The sequence below is a fragment of the Bombella pluederhausensis genome (genome assembly GCF_026385525.1).
GTDB classification, from domain to species: domain Bacteria; phylum Pseudomonadota; class Alphaproteobacteria; order Acetobacterales; family Acetobacteraceae; genus Bombella; species Bombella pluederhausensis.
Genome location: NZ_JANIDY010000002.1, coordinates 108,295 through 129,478, shown reverse-complemented (window position 1 = coordinate 129,478; position 21,184 = coordinate 108,295). Strand labels below are relative to the sequence as shown.

17 protein-coding genes and 1 tRNA gene are annotated in these 21,184 nt (G+C 55.4%); 11 read left to right on the top strand and 7 right to left on the bottom strand.

The window, feature by feature from the left end:
* Positions 1-9 precede the first annotated feature (9 nt).
* Positions 10-537, bottom strand: coding sequence for a flagellar basal body-associated FliL family protein (locus NQF86_RS05205; protein ID WP_266116577.1), 528 nt, complete (start codon positions 535-537; stop codon positions 10-12).
* A gap of 17 nt (positions 538-554) precedes the next feature.
* A complete protein-coding gene (locus NQF86_RS05200) occupies positions 555-1,409 on the bottom strand; it encodes a winged helix-turn-helix domain-containing protein (protein ID WP_266116576.1) in 855 nt (284 codons plus the stop codon).
* Between the two features lie 263 nt (positions 1,410-1,672).
* Here NQF86_RS05200 and NQF86_RS05195 point away from each other — a divergent pair, with 263 nt between their 5' ends.
* From NQF86_RS05195 to NQF86_RS05185, 3 genes are all read left to right on the top strand, one after another.
* On the top strand, positions 1,673-2,260 hold the full coding sequence (locus NQF86_RS05195) for an NAD(P)H-dependent oxidoreductase (RefSeq protein ID WP_266116575.1): 588 nt from the start codon (positions 1,673-1,675) through the stop codon (positions 2,258-2,260).
* A 4-nt stretch (positions 2,261-2,264) separates the two neighbouring features.
* Entirely contained in the window at positions 2,265-3,221 is a 957-nt protein-coding gene (locus NQF86_RS05190) for an AraC family transcriptional regulator (protein ID WP_266116574.1), read from the top strand.
* Positions 3,222-3,323: 102 nt separating this feature from the next.
* Positions 3,324-4,391, top strand: coding sequence for an NAD(P)-dependent alcohol dehydrogenase (locus NQF86_RS05185; RefSeq protein ID WP_266116573.1), 1,068 nt, complete (start codon positions 3,324-3,326; stop codon positions 4,389-4,391).
* 46 nt (positions 4,392-4,437) lie between these two features.
* Here NQF86_RS05185 and NQF86_RS05180 read toward each other — a convergent pair whose 3' ends face one another.
* Positions 4,438-6,975: an excinuclease ABC subunit UvrA gene (locus NQF86_RS05180; RefSeq protein WP_266116572.1), complete on the bottom strand. Its 2,538-nt coding sequence runs from the start codon at positions 6,973-6,975 to the stop codon at positions 4,438-4,440.
* A gap of 153 nt (positions 6,976-7,128) precedes the next feature.
* Between NQF86_RS05180 and NQF86_RS05175 the strand changes: the two genes are divergently transcribed.
* From NQF86_RS05175 to NQF86_RS05160, 4 genes are all read left to right on the top strand, one after another.
* Positions 7,129-8,241, top strand: coding sequence for a hypothetical protein (locus tag NQF86_RS05175; protein ID WP_266116571.1), 1,113 nt, complete (start codon positions 7,129-7,131; stop codon positions 8,239-8,241).
* A gap of 84 nt (positions 8,242-8,325) precedes the next feature.
* The gene (locus NQF86_RS05170) at positions 8,326-9,861 is read left to right on the top strand and encodes a type I restriction-modification system subunit M (protein WP_266116570.1); all 1,536 of its coding nucleotides are present in this window, start codon (positions 8,326-8,328) and stop codon (positions 9,859-9,861) included.
* Positions 9,858-10,985 carry a restriction endonuclease subunit S gene (locus tag NQF86_RS05165; RefSeq protein WP_266116569.1) on the top strand — a complete coding sequence of 376 codons (1,128 nt, stop codon included), beginning with the start codon at positions 9,858-9,860 and terminating at the stop codon, positions 10,983-10,985. Before NQF86_RS05170 ends, NQF86_RS05165 begins: the two co-directional genes overlap by 4 nt.
* A 51-nt stretch (positions 10,986-11,036) precedes the next feature.
* Positions 11,037-14,474, top strand: coding sequence for a DEAD/DEAH box helicase family protein (locus NQF86_RS05160; RefSeq protein WP_266116568.1), 3,438 nt, complete (start codon positions 11,037-11,039; stop codon positions 14,472-14,474).
* 157 nt (positions 14,475-14,631) lie between these two features.
* On the opposite strand, the gene NQF86_RS05155 is transcribed toward NQF86_RS05160, so the two are convergent.
* Positions 14,632-14,717 (bottom strand) — tRNA-Tyr (locus NQF86_RS05155).
* 75 nt (positions 14,718-14,792) lie between these two features.
* On the opposite strand from NQF86_RS05155, the gene rlmB reads away from it, so the two are divergent.
* Positions 14,793-15,596 carry a 23S rRNA (guanosine(2251)-2'-O)-methyltransferase RlmB gene (gene rlmB / locus NQF86_RS05150; RefSeq protein WP_266116567.1) on the top strand — a complete coding sequence of 268 codons (804 nt, stop codon included), beginning with the start codon at positions 14,793-14,795 and terminating at the stop codon, positions 15,594-15,596.
* Between the two features lie 75 nt (positions 15,597-15,671).
* Here rlmB and NQF86_RS05145 read toward each other — a convergent pair whose 3' ends face one another.
* Positions 15,672-16,757 (bottom strand): alkene reductase, encoded by a 1,086-nt coding sequence (locus NQF86_RS05145; RefSeq protein WP_266116566.1) that lies wholly within the window; start codon positions 16,755-16,757, stop codon positions 15,672-15,674.
* 180 nt (positions 16,758-16,937) lie between these two features.
* On the opposite strand from NQF86_RS05145, the gene NQF86_RS05140 reads away from it, so the two are divergent.
* Entirely contained in the window at positions 16,938-17,264 is a 327-nt protein-coding gene (locus NQF86_RS05140) for an ArsR/SmtB family transcription factor (protein ID WP_266116565.1), read from the top strand.
* A gap of 36 nt (positions 17,265-17,300) precedes the next feature.
* Here the strand turns inward: NQF86_RS05140 and NQF86_RS05135 are convergent, their stop codons facing one another.
* Positions 17,301-17,726: a hypothetical protein gene (locus NQF86_RS05135; protein ID WP_266116564.1), complete on the bottom strand. Its 426-nt coding sequence runs from the start codon at positions 17,724-17,726 to the stop codon at positions 17,301-17,303.
* Between NQF86_RS05135 and NQF86_RS05130 the strand changes: the two genes are divergently transcribed.
* Positions 17,710-18,720 carry an RluA family pseudouridine synthase gene (locus tag NQF86_RS05130; RefSeq protein WP_266116563.1) on the top strand — a complete coding sequence of 337 codons (1,011 nt, stop codon included), beginning with the start codon at positions 17,710-17,712 and terminating at the stop codon, positions 18,718-18,720. The genes NQF86_RS05135 and NQF86_RS05130 overlap by 17 nt on opposite strands.
* Before the next feature lie 220 nt (positions 18,721-18,940).
* On the top strand, positions 18,941-19,846 hold the full coding sequence (gene rpoH / locus NQF86_RS05125; protein ID WP_266116562.1) for an RNA polymerase sigma factor RpoH: 906 nt from the start codon (positions 18,941-18,943) through the stop codon (positions 19,844-19,846).
* A gap of 143 nt (positions 19,847-19,989) precedes the next feature.
* Here the strand turns inward: rpoH and NQF86_RS05120 are convergent, their stop codons facing one another.
* A complete protein-coding gene (locus NQF86_RS05120) occupies positions 19,990-21,183 on the bottom strand; it encodes a phosphoglycerate kinase (RefSeq protein WP_266116561.1) in 1,194 nt (397 codons plus the stop codon).
* Position 21,184 lies beyond the last annotated feature (1 nt).

The following is a 21,184-nucleotide window of genomic DNA, read 5'->3' as shown; positions in this document are numbered from 1 at the left end:
GGGTCCACCTTACTGGGTTAGAAGTTCTGTGATGTAGATGTTGCTGATCGTCAGCGGAGCAAAGGCCACACGCAAGCGCCGCAGCAGGGCCTCTCGCAGACGATAGAAGCCACTGCCATGCAGGTCCTGCGGGCGGCTCTCATGCAGGTAGGTCTGAAAGATGTCCTGTATCTCCGGGATACGGGCTTGCAGAGCCGTCAGATTCTGGGCACCTTCCACCTCAACACTGGCTGTCATTTTGACATACATCGTCCGGCCAGCCCCGTTATCCAGATTGGCCGTAGCAGACGGTACAGACAGCAGGAGACGCTGAGATGCCGCCTCACTGCTGGCTGGCTGCCCATTATGGGCAGCCGCCTTGCCACTCCCGCCAAAAGGCAGGAGATGAGCCTGCCATGCGCCAATACCTCCCCCTACAAGAAGTAGAGGCACAGCAGACAGCAGGATCAACTTCTTTCTGGACAGTCCTTTCCGCCCCTCAGCCGGAGCGCCATTACCTTCCTCTCCGGCAGCTGGGGCTGCTGTCTCGTCACTCATACGGTACTGCTCCGTTCTCAGCTATGGGGAACTGGCTGTCTGGTAGCAGCAGCCTCCGTACCAGTGCGTCCTTCGGTCTCGCCTGCCATGGCCGTGACACCAAACCCTGCCGAAACCGGCATGCTGGCCTCACGCAGAGCCTGCTGTACAGGGCCGCATTCATCTTCTGCTCTGGCCCCCAGCGGCAGGAATGCTTCTTCATTCAGGCGATAGCCCATGCCCCAGCTTGTAATGAAAGGCTTCTGAATACCACGGACACGCAGCTTCTGACGGATACGGCAGACCATGACATCAATAGTCTTGCTGATGGGCTTCTCCCGCCCAGCATACAGGGTAGAGAGAATGGCGGCCTTGTTCAGCAAGCTGCCACGCCGCCGCACCATGAGAGACATGATGTCATATTCACCCTGTGTCAGCGGCAGGAGCTCATCATCCACCAGCACTTCACGGGTATCTTCCTTCACCGTCAGGCGGCCCACCGTGATGATCTGGCTCGTCACGCCATGATCCATGACACGCCGGACAATAGCCTTCAGCCGTGCCAGAAGCTCAACCGGCCCAACCGTAATGGGCACACAGTCATCCGCACCAGCAGCAAGCGCATCAGCCACGTTCTGGGAGGTCAGGTTCCGAGCAATGACAAGAATCGGCAGGCTGAAACGATTATTGCGGATTGTCCGAATAAGAAGCGGGTCCGGGCTTGTCTGCTGGATAACCGCTACGTCTGACTGATCGTTCCGCAGGGCACTGAGCACGCCTTCCCGCCCTGAAATACGCAAAAAGATGCCGCCCTCAGACACAGCTTCGGAGAGAGTAGAGCAGGGGCGACCGTCCATATTCTTCGGGCTGTCACCGACACAAATCAACCGCATGGCAGTTTTCCTTTTTGTCATCGTTTCCTATCCTCTCCGTTATCAAGGCTTATTGCTAATACGACATTAAAATAGCCTTATATGTTTTGAATGCAATAAGAATATTCTTTTAATTTAAGACCATTTTTAAAGCTAAAACCGATTTATGAAGTCATTTTCATGATCTGCTATGCCGATGAGCCCCTCACATCTTTTCTCTTGACGTCTTCCCTTCCGCTTAATGAACTGGAAACAGCAAGACACTGGCTATAGGATTCTCTCTCATGTCGCACTGCCATCTCATCAATGGTGCCAAGCCATTCGCCCACTCCCCCGGACGCCTGAACCACACGCTCCAGACCCTTGCGGCTGCTCATCTTGAAAAGGCCGGACTCACCGTCAGCCAGACCGTCATTGATGACGGCTATGATGTGGACCAAGAGATTCAGGCTATCCAGAAGGCAGAAATCGTCATCTACCAGTTTCCCGGCTGGTGGATGGGCACACCCTGGCCCCTGAAGAAATATATGGATGAGGTCTTCACACAGGCCCATGGTATTTTCTACGCCAATGATGGCCGCAGCCGGCATGACCCTTCAAAACATTACGGGTCTGGTGGTCTGCTTCACGGCAAACGCTTCATGGTCTCCACCACATGGAACGCCCCGCTTGAAGCCTTTGAAGACAAGGCTCAATTCTTCAATGGTGGAGGCATTGATGCCGTCCTCTTTCCCTTCTATCGGGCTCATGCCTTTCTCGGCATGGAACGCCTGCCTACCTTTCTGGCGACAGACGTGATGAAGAACCCGGATGTGGACAGGCTGAAGGACGCCTACCGGCAGCATCTCAACCGGGTCATCCTGTCCCCATAGACTGATGTCACATATCCTGCTGCCAGACCTACAGGAAGCCGTTAGCCGTCACTGCCCGGAAAAAGTGACGCACACGGCTTTCGACTTCCTGACCCTCTACCGCACCGAAACCGTGACTGATCCCGTTCTGGTCGTTTATGAACCCCGCATCTATATCGTTGTGCAAGGGCAGAAGGTTCTCCATCTTCATGACCATCCCCTGCCCTATGGTGAAGGCCAGTACCTGATCTCCACGCTGGACCTTCCCGTCTCTGGCCAGATCACCCATGCCTCTGCCGAGGCGCCCTATCTGGCCCTGTGCATCAGCTTTTCCCCTACGGAGATGGAACAGCTCCTGCGAGAAAGCCAGTCTGCCAGCAGCCATCAGGCCCGGAAGATGGCCTTCCAGAAAAATAACAGCTCTCCCATCTCTGCCATGGGGGTAAGCCGGATTACCGATGAACTGCTTGATGCCCTTCTGCGTCTAGTCGGGCTACTTGCCAAAGAAGGCGACCAGACATTTCTGGCTCAACTTTACAAAAAAGAGCTGCTCTACCTGTTTCTTCATGGCCAACAAGGCCATGTTCTTCGGGAAATTGCACATGATAAAAGCGATACTGCCCGCATCAACCGAGCCATAAGCCATCTCCGCAATCATTTTCAGGAGCAATTCGAGATCGGCACCTTGGTGGACATCGCTGGAATGGGACAATCCAGCTTCTATAAACGCTTTGGAGAGCTGACCGGCATGACGCCTGTTCAGTACCGCACGAAGCTACGCTTGCAGGAGGCCCGCCGCCTCATGGTGCATGAGGACATGAAGGCCGCCAGTGCGGGCTTTCAGGTCGGCTATGACAGCCCTTCCCAGTTCAGCCGGGATTACAAAAAGACTTTTGGTCGCCCACCACAGGCGGACCTCCGCTATATTCGCAGCATGGGCGTGGAGACCTACAAGCAGCAGCATGAAAATGTCTGGTTCTAAAACAGAGCGGTCATCACCTCTGTATTATTGAACAGAACGTGAACAGGTCATAGGCTTGTACCCGGCTCATATCCCGCCACTGTTCCAGAGAAGGATGATTCCATGCGTACTATTGGTTTTGCCTGCACCTCCGCCGAGGAAGACCTCACCCCCTTCCATTTCGACCGCCGCAACCCTCGCGCCAATGATGTGGTGATGGAGATTCTCTATTGTGGTGTCTGTCACTCCGACCTCCACTGGGCACGCAATGACTGGGGCCATACAGCTTATCCCACCGTTCCGGGCCATGAAATCGTAGGTCGTGTCATCGAGGCGGGGCCGGACGTCACCCGTCACAAGGTCGGGGACATCGTGGCCGTAGGCTGCATGGTGGATAGCTGTCTGGAATGCGACCAGTGCCGCAAAGGGGATGAACAATACTGCCGTGAGGGCAAGAAGCAGCCTCTGGGCATGAATGGCACCTATGGCGGCATTGATATCTTCGACAACACCCCCAACATGGGCGGTTATTCCAAGCATCTGGTTGTCCGTCAGGAATTCGCCCTGAAAGTGCCGGAAGGACTGGATATCGCCAAGGCTGCGCCCCTGCTCTGCGCCGGTGTCACCACATGGTCACCGTTGCGTACATGGCAGGCCGGACCGGGCAAGCATGTTGCTGTCATCGGTCTCGGCGGGCTGGGCCAGATGGCCGTCAAGCTGGCTGTTGCCCTTGGGGCAGAGGTCACTGTCATTTCCCGCAGTGACAAAAAAAAGCAGGAGGCCCTCGCCCTTGGTGCCGATCGCCTTCTGGCATCCAGCAATGAAAAGGCCATGCAGGAGGCCGCAGACAGTTTCGACCTCATCATCGACACTGTGCCCGTGGAACACGACATCACCCCCTATCTCCCCCTGCTGGACATAGATGGAACAATCGCCATGGTCGGCCAGATTGGCCCACTGCCGCCAAGCTCCAGCCTGCCGCTGGTCTATGGCCGCCGCCGCATTGCCGGGTCCCTCATCGGGGGTATTCGTGAGACACAGGAACTGCTGGATTTCTGCGCCCGCAAGAACATCCTGCCTGACACGAAAACCATCGCCATGCAGGACATCAATGCGGCCTTCGCTGAGCTGCAAAAAGGTGATTCACATTATCGCTTTGTCATCGACATGAGCACGCTGAAAGCCGACTAAGCTTTCAGAACACCCCGCCCCACCTCACATGGTGGGGCGGCCGGTGTCACTCTCCAGCCAGAACTTCCTTCAGGTAGGGCCCGGTGCGGCTGGCCTTATTCCGAGCTACGTCTTCCGGTGGACCAGAGGCAATGATCTTCCCACCTTTCTCCCCGCTGCCGGGGCCAATATCAATCACCCAGTCACTCGCCGCTGCGACACGCATGTTATGTTCGGTCACGACCACGCTATGCCCCTGCTCTACCAATGTCTGAAGCTGCCCCAGCAGCCGGTCTGTATCGGAGGGATGCAAGCCAGTCGTAGGTTCATCCAGAATATAGAGCATGGGGGCTGGTCGGCGCTTCTGTAGCTCTGTTGCCAGTTTAAGCCGCTGCGCCTCACCGCCCGAAAGTTCCGGCGCAGGCTGACCAAGACGGAGATAACCCAGACCAGACTGTTCCAGCGTTTCCAAACCACGGGCCAGCGCACCTTCCCCGGCAAAGAAAATGCAGGCCTCCTCCACCGTCATGGCCAGTACATCAGCGATATTTTTCTCCCGCAGCGTGATGTCCAGAACCTCATCCTTATAGCGTGCTCCGTGACAAACCGGGCAGGGAGCCTCCACACCGGGCATGAAAAGCAACCCGACCGAGACTGTTCCCAGCCCCTCACAATGCGGACACCGCCCTTTGGCAACATTGAAGCTGAAGCAGCTTTCATCCAGTTTTGCCGTGCGGGCCGCTTCCGTTGCGGCAAAGAGCTTGCGTATCTGGTCGAAAATGCCCGTATAGGTCGCCAGATTGGAGCGTGACGTCCGCCCGATGGGCTTCTGCGTGATGATGGACAGACGGCGGACATGTTCCAGCCCTGCCACGATACGCCCTTCCGGCTGCGCATCTACCGCCTCACCAGCCAGCGGTGTGGTGTCTTCATCATCCTGCGGTTCATCCGCTTCTTCAATCTTCTGCCCCAGAGCACGCCCCACCAGACTCACCAGAGCCTGACTGATAAGGCTGGATTTGCCAGAGCCTGAAACACCCGTCACGCTCACCAGAACACCCAGCGGCAGCTTCAGGGACAGAGTCTGCATGTTCCGCCATGTGATGCCGTCTATCTGAAGCCACCGCTCCACCTGTCTGACAGAGTTGCGTTCCAGCGGCGGCGGAGCAAACAGGTAAGGCCGTGTGCGGGAAGCTTCCACCCGCTTCAGCCCTTCTGGCGGGCCGCTATAAAGCACCTGCCCGCCATGACTGCCTGCGCCGGGACCGATATCCACCAGCCAGTCCGCCCGCCGCATGACAACGGGATCATGCTCCACCACCAGCAGGGAATTCCCGGCCTTGGGCAGACGGCCCAGCACGTTCAAGAGAGCTTCAATATCCGCTGGATGGAGTCCGGCAGCAGGTTCATCCAGCACGTAGGCCACACCGAACAGGGCAGAATGGACCTGCGTCCCCAGCCGGAGCCGCTGATATTCACCGGGAGACAGGCTATCCACGGTCCGATCCGTCTGGAGATAACCCAGTCCCAGCTCCAGCAGAATCTCCAGCCGCCGGAGCAGGGCCGTACCGATTTCCTCAATCACACGCCCCTGCGCATCGGCCCTCTGTTCCCCGGCCAGCTGGTCTTTCAGCACGGCATGAAGCTGTTCCAGCGGCAGATGGGACAGGGTGGCAATATCCTGCCCTGCAAAACGCACGGCCAGAGCTTCGGGTTTCAGGCGGGCACCGTGACAGACCGGGCAGCGTGTCGCCTGCATGAAGGTCGCCGCACGGGCACGCATCTTCGCACTTTTGGAGCCATGAAAACTCTGCATGACATGGCGGCGTGCGCTGGCGAAAGTACCCTGATAGGTCGCCGGTTCTCCCCGCTTCATGGCCGCCTGACTCTCGGCGTAATCCAGCCCCCGATAGATCGGCTCTGTCGGGGTTTCATCCGTGTACAGAATCCAGTCCCGTGTTTCTTTGGGCAAGTCCTTCCAGGGTGTGTCCAAATCGACCCCACGCATCATGAGGATGTCCCGCAGATTCTGCCCCTGCCACGCACCGGGCCACGCCGCCACGGCTTTTTCCCGCAGGGTCAGGGCCGGATCGGGCACCATTTTTTCTTCCACGACATCATAGAGCCATCCCGTGCCCTGACAGCGTGGACAGGCCCCCTGCGGCGTATTGGCAGAGAAATCGTCACTTTCCAGCATGGTCGCACCGGCTGGATAGGTTCCTGCACGGGAATAGAGCATCCGCAGCAGATTGGAGAGAGTCGTTACACTCCCCACGGAAGACCGGCTACTCGTTCCCGCCTGCTGCTGAAGCGCAATAACGGGCGGCAAACCTTCAATATTACGGATTTTCGGTGGTGGAAGCTGATGAAACAGCCGCCGTGCATAGGGAGCGACTGTCTCCAGATACCGCCTCTGCGCCTCGGCATAGAGCGTCCCGAACGCCAGCGAGGACTTCCCCGACCCGGACACGCCGGTAAACACCACCAGACAGCCCCGTGGCACCTCCAGCGAGACATCCTTCAGGTTATGCTCCTGCGCGCCTTCTATGCGGATCATGTCTGCTGGTTTCCAATGGTGGGAAGGCTTATTATCCGATGACACCATGACCGTGCGCTCCTTCTGACCAGCTCCAAACATGATCGTCAAAACTGGTCGTTATCATGAAAAAAATACTAACATGCCTACTCTCAGCAAAACAGTTGGGACCCACACGCCTCTCTACCTGATTTTCAACACCAGGCGACAACGTAACAGATCATGAACCAGATAACGGATGAACCTGACCTGCCCGATGATAAATGCCTTGTTCTTGGAGGCGATCTGACAGAATCTGTCTGGACAAGCGATGGCCAGCCCATTCTTCTGGAGGACCTGCCCATAACGAACCAGCTCCGCACAAGGCTGGATGAGTGGATACGCCTTACCGATAATTTTGAATATTACCTGCCCAAAAAAGACCGAGCCCCTTTTGACCTGAAAGGTTTTACAGCTACCGGGCTGACCATTGCAAAAAACCTAAAATCTGAACTCCCGGACTGGACCATCCTCTATTGCGATGAATGGCTCTGGCAGAACCGGGACGATCTTTTCCTGTCGGATGATGACTGCCGCTATGAAGTCACGGAAAACACCCCGGCTACGCCGCCATATCAGGGGCCTTCGCGGCATGAGGGCAACACACACTTCATCAACAGCCCTGTCCGTCAGGCTGAACCATCCCAAACAGACAGGCTACGGCTGGATTACCAAAACCTGAGAGGGACCCTACCCTCCACTCTGGCCCTGCGGACCTACCGTGCCATCAGCTGGGTTGGACGGGCAGACAGCATTCAGAATGATACCGATGGAAAGGTCATATCACTCTGGATTGCCATGAGCGCCCTTTACACCGATGACCGGGAAAGTTCTGCCAGCCATGAAGATCAGAAAGCCATCCGTGACAGCTTTCTTCAGAAACTGATCGAGCATGACACAGACCAAATCCTGCAAACCCATTTATGGGACAAACTGCTCCCTGCCATTCGTGGCCTTAGTGAGGATCACTACCTTTTTGCATCATACTGGCACCATAAACATGGACATGACAGTCATGAAGGTTGGGAAAAACATTTTCATCTCTCTGTCAGTCATTACGAAGCTGCCATCAGGGCAGAAAACGCCACTGATGTGCTGAGCATCCTGTTTGACCGGCTGCATGTCCTGCGCAGTCAGCTTCTCTACGGGGGTGCTACATGGCAGAGCAGCCTCAATCGCCAGCCTGTCGAACATGCCGCCACGGTACTCGGTACCTTTCTTCCAACCTTCATCACCATCATGATGTACAATCCCCATGAAGACTGGCACCGTCCCTTTTATCCAGTATTTGGCTGAACAGCCCTACGCTACCGCCTCCATTTACTTTCTCCTGCCGCCCTGATTAAAAAAGACAACACGGCCAGCCAGAAAGGAAGCCCCATGCTGACAGGACAGATCCGCAATCAGATTGACCAGATATGGAACGCTTTCCACTCTGGTGGTGTTTCCAATCCCCTGTCCGTCATTGAACAGCTGACCTTTCTGATCTTCATAAAGCGTCTGGATGATCTGCAACTGGCCATGGAAACCAGAGCGGAAACGCTTGGCGAGCCCATCACGAACCCCATCTTCCCCGCAGGGACGGATGAGGAGGGAGAGCCTTACAGCAACCTCCGCTGGTCCCGTTTCAAAAATTTTGAATCCCGTGAAATGATGCGGGTTGTGGATGAGCACGTCTTCCCCTTCCTGCGGTCTCTGGGAGAGAAAGGCTCATCCTACGGCCAGCACATGAAGGATGCACGGCTTGGCTTCTCCAGTGCCAGCCTTCTGGCCAAAGCCGTGGCCATGCTGGATAAGCTGGAAATGGGAAACCGGGACACAAAAGGCGATGTGTACGAGTACATGCTCGGCAAGCTGGCCAGTGCTGGTACCAATGGCCAGTTCCGCACCCCCCGGCACATCATACAGCTCATGGTCGCGCTAAGGCGGCCTACTCCAGCAGACACCATCTGTGACCCTGCCGCTGGCACATGCGGCTTTCTCATGGAAGCCGGGGAATATCTCCGTCATCACGAACCCCAGATGCTGCGTAATGCGGAACAGCGTGACCATTTCCTGAACCATATGTTCCATGGGTTCGACTTTGATGCCACGATGCTCCGCATCGGCTCCATGAACATGCTTCTGCACGGACTGGACAATGCTGAAGTTTCCTACCGGGACAGCCTGTCTGAACGTCATGGCAAGGATGAAGACCTCTATTCTCTTATCCTCGCCAATCCCCCTTTCAAGGGGTCACTGGATGAAACAACAGTCGCAAAAAATCTTCTTCAGTTCAGCAAGACGAAGAAAACCGAGCTGCTCTTTCTGACCCTTTTTCTCCGCCTCCTGAAAGTGGGTGGCCGTGCAGCTGTCATCGTGCCGGAAGGCGTCCTGTTCGGCAGTTCAGCCGCTCACAAGAAAATACGGAAGACACTGGTCGAATCCCACAAACTGGAAGGCATCATCAAACTGCCATCCGGCGTTTTCCGCCCCTATGCTGGTGTATCCTGCGGGATCATCCTCTTTACCAAAACAGGCGTTGGCGGGACGGACAATGTCTGGTTCTACGACATGCAGGCCGATGGCTTTTCTCTGGACGACAAACGCACGCCCCTTCTGGACCCGGAGCAGCTTGGCCCTACCCCCGCTCACCCGCTGGGCGATACCGGGCACGAAAAAAACAACCTGCCTGACATACTCACCCGCTGGAACGCCCTGACAGCAGAAGCTGACCGCCCCCGCACGGCTCAAAGCTTTCTTGTCCCCAAGGAAGATATAGCGGCCAAAGATTATGATCTTTCCATGAGCCGATATAAAATGATCGAGCAGGAAGAAATCAATTATCCCACTCCTACCGAACTTCTGGCCGAACTGAATGAGCTGGATGCCAGCATCACCGCTGAAATGGCCGCCCTGAAGGAGATGCTGGGATGACCGCACAGACGTGGCCAATGGTGAAATTGGATAGTGTCACACAAATCATTAGCGGTGGAACCCCAAAGAGTACGCGGTCAGAATTTTGGGGTGGTGACATTAAATGGGCAACGCCCAAAGACCTCAGTAACTTGCAGGAGAAATATATTTCTAAAACAGAAAGGACACTTACGGAGCTCGGAATACAGAATAGCTCCGCCGAATTATTACCTGCTGGATCAGTCTTATTTTCATCCCGTGCTCCAATTGGCCATATCGCCATCAACAGCGTTCCAATGGCCACCAATCAGGGCTTCAAAAGCTTCCTTCCTTCCAATCGACTTGATGCCAACTTTCTATATTGGTGGCTGAATCATAACAAGGCGCACCTACAGGCAATGGGAAGCGGTGCAACATTTAAAGAACTTTCCAAATCTGCCATCCAACGTATTTCTATTCCTCTCCCACCTCTTTCAGAACAGAAACGCATCGCTGCCATTCTGGATAAAGCATATGACCTATGCCAGCTTCGTAGACACGCCTTAAAGAAACTGGATGTACTGGGAGAAGCTATTTTTCATGATATGTTTGGACATATTGAACAACACAATAAAAATATACATATTACGAAATTAGAAAATATTGTGGACATACTAGATAATATGCGCCGCCCCATAACGAAAAAAGATCGCACCCCCGGAATTTTCCCATATTACGGAGCAACTGGAATTCTTGACTATGTTGATAACTACATTTTTAATGAGCCCCTAGTCTTACTTGGTGAAGATGGAGCTAAATGGGGGAAATTAGAAAAAAGTGCTTACCCCATCTCAGGAAAGACATGGGTAAATAACCATGCACACGTCCTCAAGCCCAATAGAAAAAAAATAATCGATAGCTTTCTAATATTTTTTCTTAACAAGACCGACCTGACACCATTCATATCAGGTACTACCGTGCCCAAACTAAATCAAAAAAATACTAGACAAATTCCCATCCCCCTCCCACCCCTCGCAGAACAGGAGCGTTTTGCTGCCCGAATTGCAAAGCTTGAAGCACTTCAGGAACATCACAGGCAGGCACTGGCAAAGCAGGAAATGCTGTTTCAGTCTCTCCAGCAACGGGCTTTTCGAGGAGAGTTATAACCGCCCTGCTTCCTCACCCAACGCCCATCCCTTTTCTCAGGAAAAACAATCATGCATCAATTCACATTTCTAAAGACCGATTTCCCGATCATCTACAAATATGCCACAAAAGCAGAACAGGCAGCCCTGTCCGACCCACGAGGGGCCTGCTTCTGGACACGTCTCGCACTAGAGACCGCCATCAACTGGCTCTACACAAACGAACCTTTCCTTGCTCGGGAAAACCTGATCCTTCGGGAAACAACCCTTGCCCAGAAACTCGGTACCGATTCATTCTACCAGCTTGTCGGCCCCACCCTGACCTGCAAGGCACGCTATGTGAAGGATCAGGGGAACCGTGCAGCCCATGACCATAGGCCCATTACACAGCATGATTCCAAATCGACAGTCAGCGAATTCTTTCACATCGCCTACTGGCTGGCCCGCACCTATAACCGTTCAGCAAGACCTACCGAAACCCTGCAGTTCGACCCCACAAAACTGGAAGAAACGCTCACCATCACCGCTTCCACTGTCAGCCAGATACAGGAAATGCGGAAGGAACTGGACAAGGAAGAACAACTCCGACGAGAAGCAGAAAGAAAACAGTTTGAGTCCGAAGAAGGTCGCAGGAAAGCAGAAGAAGAACTTGCTGCCGTCCGTGCAGAGGTAGAAGCATTACGCCTTGCCAGCCAGAAAATACCAGACCGGCACAATTATGACGAAGCGACGACCCGCAGCCTTCTCATTGACCTTCTGCTAAAAGAAGCAGGCTGGTCACTGGAGGGAGCTGACGATCAGGAGTTCCCGGTTACAGGGATGCCCAGCAGCAGCGGTCAGGGACGTGTGGATTACGTCCTCTGGGGAGATGACGGCAAACCGCTCGCGCTCGTGGAAGCCAAATCAACCCGCAAAAACGCAAAAGCAGGCCAGCATCAGGCGAAGCTGTATGCTGACTGCCTCGAAAAAACCTACGGCCAGCGCCCCCTCATCTTCTGCACGAACGGTTATGAGCATTGGCTGTGGGATGATCACACATATCCCCCGCGGCAGGTGGAAGGCTTCTTCAAGAAAGATGAAATAGAGCGCATCATCCAGCGCCGTCAGACCTGCCGTCCCCTCGCCGAAATTCCAGTCTCCACGAAAATCGTGGACCGCTTCTATCAGATACGGGCCATCGGCCGCGTTGGCGAAAGTTTTGAGCAGGATCACCGGCGTAAGGCGCTGCTCGTCATGGCAACAGGTACGGGCAAGACCCGCACGACAATTGCCCTGATTGATCAACTCATGCGTGCCAACAGGATACGGAATGTCCTGTTTCTGGCCGACCGTGTTGCCCTTGTTGAACAGGCGGAACGAGCCTTCAGAGAGCATCTGCCTACGGCTCCTCTTGCCAATCTTCTCAAAGTATCACGCAGCTCTACCGATACGGTTACAGGGGCGCATGTCATATTCTCCACTTACCAGAGCATGATCAGCAAACTGGAGGAGATGGACGGTGATATCCGCCGCTTCGGCCCCGGTCATTTCGACCTCATCATTGTCGATGAAGCACACCGCTCCATCTATCGCAAGTATAAGGCTCTTTTTTCCTATTTTGACAGTCTTCTGATCGGCCTGACCGCAACACCCCGCGATGAAATCGACCGCGACACCTATCAGCTTTTTGACCTGAAAACGGGCACGCCAACAGATGTCTATGATCTGGAAGACGCCATTGCAGATGGGATGCTTGTCCCGCCGGAAGGGATCGCCTCCTCGCTACGTCTCCCCCGGGATGGACTACGTTACGATGAGCTGAGTGATGAAGAAAAAGAACAATGGGCAGCTCTGGAATGGGGTGATGAAGGCGACCTGCCCACTCAGCTGGAAGGCAGTGATTTCAATAAATCCATCTTCAATGCCGATACGATTGATCTCGTCATCGAACAGCTCATGACAGAAGGCATCCATGTAGAGAATGGCAACAAACTGGGCAAAACCATCATCTTTGCCCGCTCCAGTCGCCACGCCCAAGCCATCATAGACCGCTTCAACATCAATTATCCGGAACTAAAGGGCCATTTTGCCCAACAGATTGACTACTCCATCTCCCACGCTCAAAGCCTGATTGATGATTTCTCAAAATCCGACAGTGATCCTCAGATCGCAGTCTCCGTGGATATGCTGGATACAGGGATCGACATCCCGGAAATCGTCAATCTGGTGTTCTTCCGCCCCGTTTACTCTCATACGAAGTTCTGGCAGATGATCGGAAGGGGAACACGACTGTGCCCCGATCTCTTTGGCCCCGGTGAAGACAAGACCCGCTTCCGCATCTTTGACTATTACGACAATCTGAAAACATTCAACACGGAACTGAAACGCCCCGCAGTCGCCCCACAACCTTCCCTGAATGAACGTCTGTTCTGCTCACGGCTGGATTTACTTGCCGCCCTTGAAACTGCACAGGACCAACACACTACCCTACAAAACAGCCTGAAAACCCGTCTGCGCAACGAGGTGCAAGCCCTGAATCCCAATAATGTCCTTGTACGCCCCCACCTTCGTGTTCTGGAGCGCTTCCAGTCTGACGATGCATGGGCCACCCTGAGCGCCGAGGATCGTACAGTTCTGGCGGATGAACTGGCAGCTCTCCCCACCGCCTTCCGTGAACCGGAAGACAATCTGCCCGCCAAACAGTTCGATCTTCTCATAATACGGGGACAACTGGCCTTACTGCAAAAAGCAGCCAGTTTTGTCGGTATCCAGAAACAGATATGTCAGGTTGCCTCCGCTCTGGAGGGACTTGCCAACATCCCCCTCGTCAAACACGAACTGCCTCTGATCAGTGAGCTACAGAATGCTGCATGGTGGGAAGGTATCACTGTCGACATGCTGGAAGATGTGCGCTGCCGTCTCCGGACACTCGTCCAGCTCATTGAGACAAAAACCAACCCCATATTATATACATCTTTTCAGGATGAACGCGGCCCATCAGAGGCAGTATCTCTGACACTTACTAATACAAGTGTCGATAAAAACCGTTTCAAACGGCAGGTCCGGAAGTTTCTTGATGCTCATCTTGACCATGCAAGCCTCCTGAAAATCCGCCGTGGCGAACCTCTGACACAACAGGACCTTCAGGCCCTCGAACAGCTCCTTCAACAGGGTGCCCTGGCCATGGATGACACTATACGGGCAGATATAGAAGCAGAAGGCGGCCTCGTACGCTTTCTTCGTGCTCTGACGGGACTGGACCGTGTTTGTGCCCGTCAGGCTTTCGACAGTTTCATCCAGAGCCATCAGCCACTGACAGCCGATCAGATTGAGTTCCTGGAACTTGTCATCAGCAGTCTCTGTGAAAATGGCTTCCTGTCTCCTGCCACTCTGTTTGAAAGCCCTTTTACAGACATCAACATGCACGGCGTCAGTGGATTGTTTGGCAAGGAGGAGACTCAAACCCTCCTCTCAATCGTCCGTTCGTTTGAACCTGTTACGGACAAAACCACTGCCGCATCGCAATCGTAAAATATGAAGTGTCGAAGGGACCAGCAGTCCAAGGCTGTACCCGGTCCCCTGCACAAATCAAGGTCTACCGGGCACGTGTCCCTGTCCCCATAACAGAAAAAGACAGCTACTACCTCACAAGGCTACAACATAAAAATTTTTTCAGGGAAAAACATCCTGGTGGAGGGGGTTGGATTCGAACCAACGTAGGCGTACGCCAGCGGATTTACAGTCCGCCCCCTTTAGCCACTCGGGCACCCCTCCGAACTCAGGATGTGCGTGTGATAATATGCATTTCTTACTATGTCAATGCGATCAGGAAAGATTATACAAAGGATTATGGCTAGAAAATCATCCTCCCGCCGTGTGGCCCTGCCCGAGGCGCAAAATCTCTCCCGCAACCGCTCCCGCCGCAGCACGACCAAACACGGAGCCCCCGCCACTGGCAAAGGCTACTGGATCTACGGTCAGCATGCCGTGGAGGCTGCCCTCCTGAATCCAGCACGAATCATCTATAGCCTTCTGGCTACAAAAGAAACCGCTGACTCCCTGCCCGACACAGCACATCAGCCCCGTATCGTCAGCCGGGAAGAGCTGGATGCCCTCTGCGGCAAGGACGCCGTGCATCAGGGCGTCTGCCTGAATGTCGAACCGCTGGACAACCCCGCAATCGTGGACGTCATCGACCGTCCCGGCCCCATTCTGGTGCTGGATCAGGTGACGGACCCCCGCAATATCGGAGCCATCCTGCGCTCTGCCGCTGCCTTCGGGGCCGCTGCCCTTCTGGTGCAGGACCGTCACACACCTGATGAAACCGGCACCATGGCCAAGGCTGCTTCCGGCGGGCTGGATGTTGTACCCATCATCCGGGAAACCAATATTTCCCGTGCGTTGCAGGGGCTTCAGAAGGCCGGCTTCTGGGTCGTAGGGCTGGATGCAGGCGGGACAAGACTGGACCGCAACCAGCTTGGCGAACGCCGTGTCGCTCTGGTTCTGGGTGCCGAAGGGGCCGGTCTGCGCCGCCTGACACGGGAAACCTGCGATGAAATCGCCTCGATCTACATGTCCGGCCCGATGGAGAGCCTGAACGTCTCCAACGCTTCTGCCGTAGCCCTGTACGAGCTGACCCGCCCGCTGGACTAATACCCTCCTACAGAAAACGGGGTGGGACCGGAAATACCAGTCACCACCCCGCCTTCAGGCGATATTATCAGCCCATCACTTGGCGAACGAATAATCCGTATAGCCCTTGGCTCCAATCGGACCGTACCATGTTGCCATGTCATCATCCTGAAACGACAGATCATCCTTCAGGCGGCGTACCAGATCAGGATTGGCAATGTAGGCACGACCAAAACTGATGGCATCAGCCTTGCCTTCCTCTACGGCTTTCAGGGCCTCATCCCGTGTATATTCCTGATTCAGCACCAGCGGACGGGTGAAAACCTTACGGATTTCCGGGGACAGCTTGGGCTGATCGGTGGCACCACCAAAAGTGAATGTGCTGGACGGGTTGGACTCACGCAGTTCCAGCCATGCCACACCCAGATCATTCAGCATCTTTGCTGCCGGGATGAAAACAGCCGCCGGGTTGCTGTCCACCGTACCCTGTACTTCTCCATTAGGGGAAAGACGGACACCGACATGCTCGGCCCCCACTTCCTTAATGACAGCCTCAGTAACTTCACGCAGCAGACGCAGGCGGTTTTCGACAGACCCGCCATACGCATCTGTCCGATGGTTGGTACCATCCCGCAGGAACTCATCCAGCAGATAGCCGTTGGCAGAGTGAATCTGCACACCGTCAAAACCGGCCTTCATCGCATTGCGTGCTGCCTTGGCGTAACTTTCCACGATCCCCGGAATCTCATCCAGACGCAGCGCACGGGCTTCCTCATAAGGAGCCTTGCCCTCATAGGTATGGATATGCCCCGGTGCGGTTGAAACAGACGGAGCCACCGGCTGCTCCCCGGTCGTGGAGGAATGAACCATCCGGCCCATATGCCAGAGCTGGCAGACAATTTTGCCGCCCTTTTCATGCACGGCATCAGTAACGGTCTTCCAACCCGCCACCTGTTCCTCATTCCAGATGCCCGTGGCATAGGCCCAACCAAGCCCCTGACGGGAAATACCCACAGCCTCAGAAATGATCAGCCCGGCAGTAGCCCGCTGTCCATAATATTCCGCCATAATTAGCGTTGGCACGGCATCCTTACCTGCCCGTGCCCGTGTAAGTGGGGCCATGACGACACGATTAGCTGCCTTAATGGACCCGAAGGAAATGGGATCAAAAAGTGTTGGCATGATTTTCTCCTCAAAAACATGACCAGATAACCCAGACAGAGAATGACAAAACCCTGCCCTCTGTCTTTGTGGCTAACACTTCCTTTTTGTTCTATCAACATAGAACAATGAAATTAGTTCCATATGTATAAAACTATAAAACCTTGACAAAATGTCCCCGAACTCCCGATACACATGCCCATGGCCGTGCTGTATCACCACCCCGCCCCAGAAGACATTACCCTCCTGCCCCTCCTGCGGGCCGTAGCAGACCCCGTGCGTCTAGGCATAATCTGCCATCTGCACAGTCTGGGCGAGGCTAACTGCACGACCCTTCTGCGTGGCAGGCCAAAGTCCAGCATGTCGCATCATTTTCAGGTACTGCGAGAAGCAGGCATTCTCCAGACACGGGTAGAGGGCGTACAACATCGCAATACACTCCGCCTTGATGTACTGGAAGACCGCTTTCCCGGCCTGATGACCTCCATCCTCCGGGAATGCCCAACAAACCTATCCGAAAAAGGCTGACACTCTCCGCCAGCCTTCCTTTTTCAGGTCGTACGGTTAGTGCTCAGCCGTGCCGCTTAACGTCAGTTCCGCCACAAGGCGGGCCTGTTCCGGCTGCCAGAGCAGAATACGGGCATCGCCCTGCCCATCCCTGAGCGTAACCGCCAGAGCACCATCAGGTCGGGCCGTTACAGCCATAACCTGCTCATCCGCATGACGGGGCAGTTTCAGCAGGGCCGGTCCCGCCAGTGACGAAGGCCCCGCTACCGCCTGCATCGCCGCAGGAGATGCCGGTGTGGACGGCGTGGCAGCATGATTCATCATCCGATGAATGATGATCCCCACCAGCAGAACCGTCCCCAGTACGATCATCACCCCCATGATGATAACAGCCGCTACCAGAGCCTTAGGGGTGCGTGGCGGGTTCGACTCGCCGTTTTGCCCAGACTCAACTAGATTAGGGGCCATGTCCGACTCACTCATTTCCGATTCTCTCCCTGCGGATGCGCCCGCACTCTACTCTTTCACCATCACGCACGAGCAGGCAGGGCAGCGGGCTGACCGTATGCTGGCCGACACCATCGGCACCCTGTCCCGCTCCCGTGTTAAAGCTCTGATCGAGACGGGGCACCTTACCTGCAACGGCACGCCCCGGCGAGACCCCGCTTTCTCCCTCCGCGAAGGAATGCAGCTGGAATTACGCCTGCCCCCGCCAGAACCCGCTCGCCCGCAGGCCGAAAGCATCCCTCTGGACATTCTATTTGAGGACAGGGACCTGATCGTTCTGGACAAACCGGCCGGGCTGGTCGTTCATCCCGCCCCCGGCAATGAGACGGGAACACTCGTCAATGCCCTCCTCGGCCATTGCGGGCCGGATTTTGAAGGCATTGGTGGGGAGAAACGACCCGGCATCGTTCATCGGCTGGACAAGGATACATCCGGCGTGATGGTCGTGGCCAAGACACCCCTCGCCCATGAGGCCCTGTCGGAAGCCTTCGCCACTCGCACTATGGAACGTGCCTATCTCGCTCTGGCATGGGGACTTCTGCCACCCTCTGGTGAATTTGAAGGTGCCATCGGGCGGGACAAACGAGACCGCAAACGCATGGCCGTTGTTTCACAAGGTGGCAAACACGCTTTGACACGCTTTACAACGAAAAAGACCTTCCATGCTGGCGTATCCCTCGTGGAATGCCGACTGGCAACCGGACGGACCCATCAAATCCGTGTCCATCTCTCTCATAATGGCCACCCTCTGCTTGGCGATCCGGTCTATCTGCGCCGTATCCCGGCTGCGGCCCGCAAACTGCCCGTTGCCATACGCCATCAGGCGCTGGACTTCCCACGGCAGGCCCTTCATGCCGCCACGCTGGGGTTCATCCACCCAAGAACGAAGGAATCCCTCCGCTTTGAAGCCCCCCTACCAGAAGACTTTCAGACGCTCATGAAGGCCCTCTCAGGCGATGAAACGGTCTAACTTTTTATTAAGTTTGACTTCCCGAAGGAATCAATTAGAGAGTTATAGGACAAGAAGCGTCCTATAATGAATTGGAACATGCCTCCTTTGCCTTATTTGCGATGGAGGCGACAGCAGACCAGATGTAGCATGTGCAGGCTGGTCCCATCGTTCCTGTGGTGGATGAGCCGGTCTGGTTTACCCGTCTCTCCACCAGCTGGGTGCAAGGAGTCGAAATTACATGAAGTCTCCCTCAACTCTACCCGCTATCGGCCCGGAGACAAATCTTTCCCGATATCTTCAGGAAATCCGCCGGTTCCCCCTTCTCACATCCGAGCAGGAACTGGCCCTTGCCCGCCGCTGGCGTGACCAGCATGACAGCAGCGCTGCCCATGAGCTGGTGACCTCTCATCTCCGTCTTGTCGCCAAAATCGCCATGAGCTACCGGGGCTACGGCCTGCCCGTCAGCGAGCTCATCAGCGAGGGCAATATTGGCATGATGCAGGCTGTTCGCCGTTTCGACCCGGAGCGGGGTTTCCGTCTGGCAACCTATGCCATGTGGTGGATCCGTGCTGCCATTCAGGAATACATCCTTCATAGCTGGTCTCTGGTGAAGATGGGCACAACCGCTGCCCAGAAGAAGCTTTTCTTCAATCTCCGCCGCCTCAAAGGCCAAATGCAGGCCTATGACGAAGGCGACCTTCAGCCGGAGCAGATCGACCATATCGCCAAAACGCTCGGCGTGCCGGAACAAGACGTCATTTCCATGAATCGCCGTCTCACGGCACCTGACCACAGCCTGAATGCCCCGCTACGAGTGGATGGTGAACAGGAGTGGCAGGACTGGCTCGTAGACCAGAACGAGAATCAGGAAGACCTGCTGGCCGAGAGCGAGGATATGAGCGGTCGCAAGGCCCTGCTTGCCGAAGCTATGCAGACCCTGAATGAACGTGAGCGCCACATCCTGACAGAACGCCGCCTGAAAGAAGACCCTTCCACGCTGGAAGAACTGTCTCACCATTACGGCGTCTCTCGTGAGCGTATCCGCCAGATTGAGGCTCGTGCCATGGAGAAATTACAAAAGGCTATGGCCTCCGCCGTTAAGGAACGGCGTAAGGAGCAGGGGTTCTCAGAAGACGAGGAGTAACCCCTCCTCCAAACTTTGAGACTTTACAAAACGCAGCCGGACCCTGTTCCCGCTGCGTTTTTTTATGACAACCATTCCACACACAGAAAAGGCGGCACCCCGAAGGGTAACCGCCTTTCCTGCAAAACCAGTATGAACTGATCTTACTTGGCGCGCAGAACCTCAACACCCGGAAGGGTCTTACCCTCCAGCCATTCGAGGAAGGCACCGCCAGCCGTGGAGACATAGCTCATACGGTCGGCTACGCCAGCGTGACGCAGAGCGGAAACGGTGTCACCACCACCAGCCACCGTCAGCAGCTTGCCTTCTTCGGTCAACTTGGCAGCAGCACGAGCCACTTCCACCGTTGCCTTGTCGAACGGAGCAATCTCGAAAGCACCCAGCGGACCGTTCCAGACCAGAGTCTTCAGGTCGGCCAGATGTTTGGAGATCAGCTCAGCCGTTTTCGGCCCGGCATCAAGGATCATGGTGTCTTCAGGCACCTTATCCACCGGCACGACCTCAGAGGCAGCACCCGCCTTGAACTCACGAGCCACAACGGCATCAACCGGCAGAACCAGCTTGCAGCCTTTTTCCTTGGCGTGAGCAGCGATCTTGCGAGCCGTCTCATGCATGTCGGATTCCTGGAGGGACTTGCCGACCTTCACACCCTCAGCAGCGAGGAATGTGTTGGCCATGGCCCCACCGATGAACAGAACGTCCACCTTGTCCAGCACGTTGCCGATCAGGTCCAGCTTCGTGGAAATCTTGGACCCACCGATCACGGCACCGACAGGACGCTTCGGGCTTTCCAGAGCAGCGGAAAGGGCCTTCAGCTCGGCTTCCATCAGGCGGCCAGCGTAAGCGGGCAGCAGATGGGCCACGCCCTCCGTGGAGGCATGGGCACGATGAGCGGCAGAGAAGGCATCATCCACATAGATGTCCCCATTGGCAGCCAGTGCCTTGGAGAACTCCGGATCGTTCTTCTCTTCCTCAGCGTGGAAGCGGGTGTTTTCCAGCAGGAGAACACCACCATCCTTCAGCGCATCCACGGCTTCCTTGGCCTTGGGGCCAATGCAGTCCGCAGCGAAGGCGACCGGGCTACCCAGAAGCTCGCCCAGACGTTTGCCAACCGGTGCCAGCGACATCTCAGGAACGACCTTGCCCTTGGGGCGGTCGAAGTGGCTGAGAAGGATGACCTTGGCCCCCTTCTCAGTCAGCTCACGGATAGTCGGCAGCACACGCTCGATACGGGTCGTATCGGTAATGGCACCCTCATGCATGGGAACATTCAGGTCAGCGCGGAGAAGTACGCGTTTGCCACGTACCTCCGCCTTATCAAGCGTGCGAAAAGCCATG